A 4,874-nucleotide genomic window follows, 5' to 3' on the forward strand; every position below is an offset into this window, starting at 1 on the left:
CGCAGGACGATCTCAGGCGGCGCATCCCCCTGCTTGCCGAGAAGGCCGTGGCGCCGGAAGAAGTGCAGCATGCACGCGATGCGGTGGACACCGCGCAGTCCGCGCTCGAGTCCGCGCAGCGCCAGGCCGATGCTTCGCGCGCCCTGGTCGACGGCAGCGATGTCGAGACCAATCCCGCCGTGGAACAGGCACGTGCCGGCTTCCGCCAGGCCTGGATCGCGGCGCAACGCAACGCCATCGTCGCACCCATCGATGGCTACGTGGCGCTGCGCAGCGTGCAGGTCGGCAACAGCGTGCAGCCCGGTCAGCAACTGATGACCGTGGTACCCCTCCACGACCTCTGGGTCGATGCCAACTTCAAGGAAAGCCAGCTGCGCCACGTGCGCATCGGCCAGCCTGCGAAGATCGAAGCCGACATCTACGGCGGCGGCACCGAATACCACGGCAAGGTGATCGGCCTGGGTGCTGGCACGGGCAGCGCGTTCTCGCTGCTTCCCGCGCAGAACGCGACCGGCAACTGGATCAAGGTCGTGCAGCGCATCCCGGTGCGCATCGCACTGGACCCGAAGGATCTCGACAAGCATCCGCTGCGTATCGGCCTGTCCACGGATGTCACGGTCGACATCACCGACGACAAGGGCGACGTGCTCGCGCAGTCACCTTCGACGACACCTGTCGCGCAGACCAGCGTCTATGACGATGTCGCCGCCAAGGCCGATGYTGCCGCCGACGCCATCGTGCGCAAGAACCTGGGAGCGAGCGTGCCTTGAGCGACGCCGCCGCCATCCCCGCCGCCGCGCCCGCGAGCGGCCCCAAGCCGATCCAGGGCGCGACCCTGGCCGTGCTGACGATCGCCGTCGCGTTCTCCACTTTCATGGAGATCCTCGACACGACGATCGTCAATGTGGCCGTGCCGCATATCGCCGGCAGCCTCGGCGTGAGCTCGAGCGAGGGCACCTGGGCAATCAGCTCCTACTCCCTCGCCAGCGCGATCATGCAGCCGCTGACGGGATGGTTGGCCAAGCGCTTTGGCGAAGTGAAGACCTTCGTCTTCTCGGTCATGCTTTTCGTGCTGTTCTCGATGCTCTGCGGCCTCGCGTCCAGCATGCCGATGCTGGTGCTCTTCCGCCTGCTGCAGGGCGCGGGCTCCGGCCCGATGGTGGCGCTGTCACTCTCCCTGCTGCTGTCCAGTTATCCGAAGACCAAACAGGGCATGGCCCTGGCCATGTGGGCGATGACGGTCGTGGTGGCTCCGATCTTCGGCCCCATCCTCGGTGGGTACCTCACGGACAACTTCTCGTGGCCGTGGATCTTCTACATCAACGTGCCCGTGGGCGCCCTCGCCGGCGTGATCACCTGGACGATCCTGCGCGACCGCGAGACGAAGATCATGCGGGCGCCGATCGACACGGTGGGACTGGCGTTGCTCGTGATCGGCGTCGGCTCGCTGCAGTTCATGCTCGACAACGGCAACGACCACGACTGGTTCGCCTCGCCGCTCATCGTCACGCTGGGGCTGATCGCACTCGTCGCACTGGTCTTCCTGGTGATCTGGGAGCTCACCGCGAAGCATCCGGTGGTCGACCTGTCGCTGTTCGGGCGGCGCAACTTCGCGGTGGGCGTGACTGCCCTGTCGCTAGGCATGCTCGCCTTCTTCGGCATCAACGTGGTGTTTCCGCTGTGGCTGCAGACCACGCTGGGCTATACCTCGACCTGGGCCGGCCTTGCCACGGCGCCGGTGGGTATCCTCGCCTTCATCGTCTCGCCCTTCATCGGCAAGAACATCCAGCGCCTGGAGTTGCGCGCGGTGGTGACGTTCGCCTTCATGGTGTTCRCCTTCACCTCGTTCTGGTTCGCCGGCTTCAACAGCGGGGCCTCGTTCGCCGCGCTGGTGCTACCCCGCTTCATCATGGGCATCGCCATCGCCTGCTTCTTCATCCCGCTGAACCAGATCTTCCTGTCCGGCCTCAATCCGGACCAGATCGCCGGCGCCTCGGGACTGTCGAACTTCTTCCGGACGTTGGCGTCCAGCGTGTCCACCGCGCTGACCGTGACGCTCTGGACCCACCGGGGCGAGTCTCACCACGCCTCGCTCACCCAGTACGTGACCCAGGCCTCGCCGGCCACGGCGGCCTATACGAACCAGCTGGCCACGCTGGGCATCCAGGGCAAGCCGTCGCTGGCGGTGATCGACCAGATCCTCAACCGCGAAGCCCTGACCCTGGCCGTCAACGACGTGTTCTTCGGCTGTGCCATCCTGTTCCTGGCGCTGATTCCGATTCTTTGGCTTGCCAAACCGCCCTTTGGAAATGCCGGCGGTGCCGCGGCGCATTAAATTGCCGTTACCTGAATCGATTGAAAGACGGAATGTGAAATCCGAAAACGATTACACCCCCTTTCGACAACTGGTGCGGCGCAATACCTCGTGGTAGCTTTCGCCGCATGGCACAAACCCTACGCATCATTAAGAAGTATCCGAACCGGCGTCTCTACGACACGGAGATCTCGAGCTATATCACGCTGGAGGAAGTCCGCCAGCTGGTACTCGATGGGGAGAACTTCGAAGTCCGCGACGCCAAGTCGGGCGAGGATCTGACGCGCTCCGTCCTCCTGCAGATCATCGCGGAGCACGAAGAGCACGGTCAGCCGATGCTCTCCCCGCAGCTGCTGTCGCACATCATCCGCTTCTACGGCGACTCGCTGCAGGGCTTCATGGGGCCGTATCTGGAGCGCAGCCTGCAGGTATTCCTCGATCAGCAGCAGCAGTTCCGCACCCAGCTGAACAGCCTGATGGGCCAGACGCCCTGGTCGATGCTCAACGAGATGACCGAGCGCAACCTCGACGTATGGAAGTCGATGCAGCGTGGCTTCCTCGATGCGGCCACGGCAAAGCCGGCTGAACCTGTCACGCGGACCACCCGCCCGACGGGCAAAAAAGCCAGCTAATCCTGACGCTGCGCCGCGGGCTTGCTCCCAGCGGCGCTGCGGCGCACGATGCGCTGCCCTGCAATATCGCGCCCCCGAATCAGGCCGCCCATGCCCCGTAACGACATCGCCGTGGTCGGCGCCGGATTGGTCGGCGCCCTGGTTGCCACTTTGCTTACCCAGCGCGGCTTTCGCGTCACGGTGTTCGAAAAGCGCGCGGATCCACGCCGCGCCGGATTCCAGGGTGGCCGATCGATCAACCTGGCCCTGGCCGAACGCGGCTTGCACGCCCTTCGTGCCACCGGCCTGGCCGACAAGGTGCTTGAGCAGGCCGTGATGATGCGCGGCCGCATGGTCCATGACCCGGCCGGCCACAGCGGCCTGCAGCGCTACGGCGTGGACGACTCCGAGGTGATCTGGTCGGTCTCCCGGGGCGGTCTCAACACCCTGATGCTCGACGCCGCCGAAGCGGCCGGTGCCACAGTCCATTTCGACCAGGGCCTGGCCTCGGCCGACCTCGACGCAGGCACGCTTACCCTGGCCGACACCCACGGCAACCTTCGCACCGTCGGGGCACCCGTGGTGATCGGCGCCGACGGTGCGGGTTCCGCACTGCGCGCGGCCATGCACCTGCACTCGCCGCTCGGCGAGCGCATCGAGGAACTCGGTCACGGCTACAAGGAACTGGAAATTCCGCCACGGGCGGACGCCTCCGGTCCCTTCGCGATCGAGCGCAACGCCCTGCATATCTGGCCGCGCGGGCATTACATGTGCATCGCCCTGCCGAATCGCGAAGGCAGCTTCACCGTCACGCTGTTCCTGCCGAACGAGGGTGAGCACCCAAGCTTCCGAACCATCGCGGGCGCCGGCGCCGCCGAGGCCTTCTTCCGCACCGACTTCCCCGACGCGCTGGCCCTCATGCCGGAGTTCGCCACCGACTGGGCGGCCCATCCGGTCGGCACCCTCGCCACCCTCTATCTCGACCGCTGGCACATCGGCGGCCGTGCACTACTCATCGGTGACGCAGCGCATGCCATGGTGCCGTTCCACGGCCAGGGCATGAATTGCGGCTTCGAAGATGCGGCGGACCTCGCCGACCTGTTTGCCGCGCAGCCGGACAATGCCGCCGCCGTGTTCGCTGCGTTCGAGCAGCGTCGCAAACCGAATGCGGATGCGATCGCACGCATGGCGCTGGAGAATTACGTGGAGATGCGCGACTCCGTCGCGGACCCGCATTATCTGCGCAAGCGCGAACTGGGCAGCCTCCTTGCCGAGCGCTCGCCCACGCATTACCTGCCGCGGTATCGCATGGTGACGTTTACCCACCTGCCGTATCGCTATGCGCTGGAGYGCGGGCAGGCACAGGATGTGCTGGTGGAGCAGCTTCTGAAGGGGCATGAGTCGGTGGGCGATGTCGATCTCGATGCGGCGGTGCGAACCCTGGAAGCCACCTTGCCGCCATTGCCGAAGCAGGCGTTCGAGCGAGGCTGAGTCGCGAGCACCCATCGCCGATGAATCGGCTCCTACACAGAGCACAGAGCGAAACCGAATGACCTCTCCGCCCGACCATACCGCTCTGCTGGAAGCACGTGCCTTGTGCTTCCTGCGCCAGGACGAGCCGGTGTTCGGGCCGATCGACTTCGCGCTGCATGGCGGTGAGATCGCACTGGTCGAAGGCGATAACGGCAGCGGCAAGACGACGCTGATGCGCGTGCTCACGGGCATGCTGCGTCCGGGCGAAGGCGAAGTCCTCCTCGACGGCGCACCGTTCTCGCTCGATACCGTCGCCGGTGCCGTGGTTTTCCTCGGTCATCATCTGGGCCTGAAGTTCGACATGACGCCACGCGAAAACCTGCGGCTCGCGGCCGGCCTGTACGGTCTGCGCAGCGGCACCGATGAGAACGCCGTGCTGCGCGAGGTCGGTCTGGCCGGTTACGAAGACGAACCGG

The 4,874-nt window shown here is 65.7% G+C and carries 4 protein-coding genes and 1 pseudogene; all 5 read left to right on the forward strand.

Annotation, left to right across the window (positions count from 1 at the left end; all coding sequences use genetic code 11):
- Nucleotides 1-770: pseudogene (locus tag AC1DT2_RS15715) on the forward strand (EmrA/EmrK family multidrug efflux transporter periplasmic adaptor subunit); the annotation flags it as partial.
- A complete protein-coding gene (locus AC1DT2_RS15720; RefSeq protein WP_477297333.1) occupies nucleotides 767-2,335 on the forward strand; it encodes a DHA2 family efflux MFS transporter permease subunit in 1,569 nt (522 codons plus the stop codon). The pseudogene AC1DT2_RS15715 and the gene AC1DT2_RS15720, both read left to right, overlap by 4 nt.
- Nucleotides 2,336-2,442: 107 nt before the next feature.
- On the forward strand, nucleotides 2,443-2,946 hold the full coding sequence (gene phaR, locus AC1DT2_RS15725) for a polyhydroxyalkanoate synthesis repressor PhaR (RefSeq protein WP_046966621.1): 504 nt from the start codon (nucleotides 2,443-2,445) through the stop codon (nucleotides 2,944-2,946).
- A gap of 90 nt (nucleotides 2,947-3,036) precedes the next feature.
- The gene (locus AC1DT2_RS15730; RefSeq protein ID WP_477297335.1) at nucleotides 3,037-4,416 is read left to right on the forward strand and encodes an FAD-dependent oxidoreductase; all 1,380 of its coding nucleotides are present in this window, start codon (nucleotides 3,037-3,039) and stop codon (nucleotides 4,414-4,416) included.
- Between the two features lie 58 nt (nucleotides 4,417-4,474).
- The coding region (locus AC1DT2_RS15735) for an ABC transporter ATP-binding protein (RefSeq protein WP_477297336.1) at nucleotides 4,475-4,874 on the forward strand (400 nt) is incomplete at its 3' end.

It is taken from the genome of Luteibacter sp. P4_E6, from assembly GCF_056401535.1.

Excerpts from the sequence above, each read along its gene's own strand:
- phaR (WP_046966621.1), top strand. The coding sequence starts at position 2,443 with ATGGCACAAACCCTACGCATCATTAAGAAGTATCCGAACCGGCGTCTC.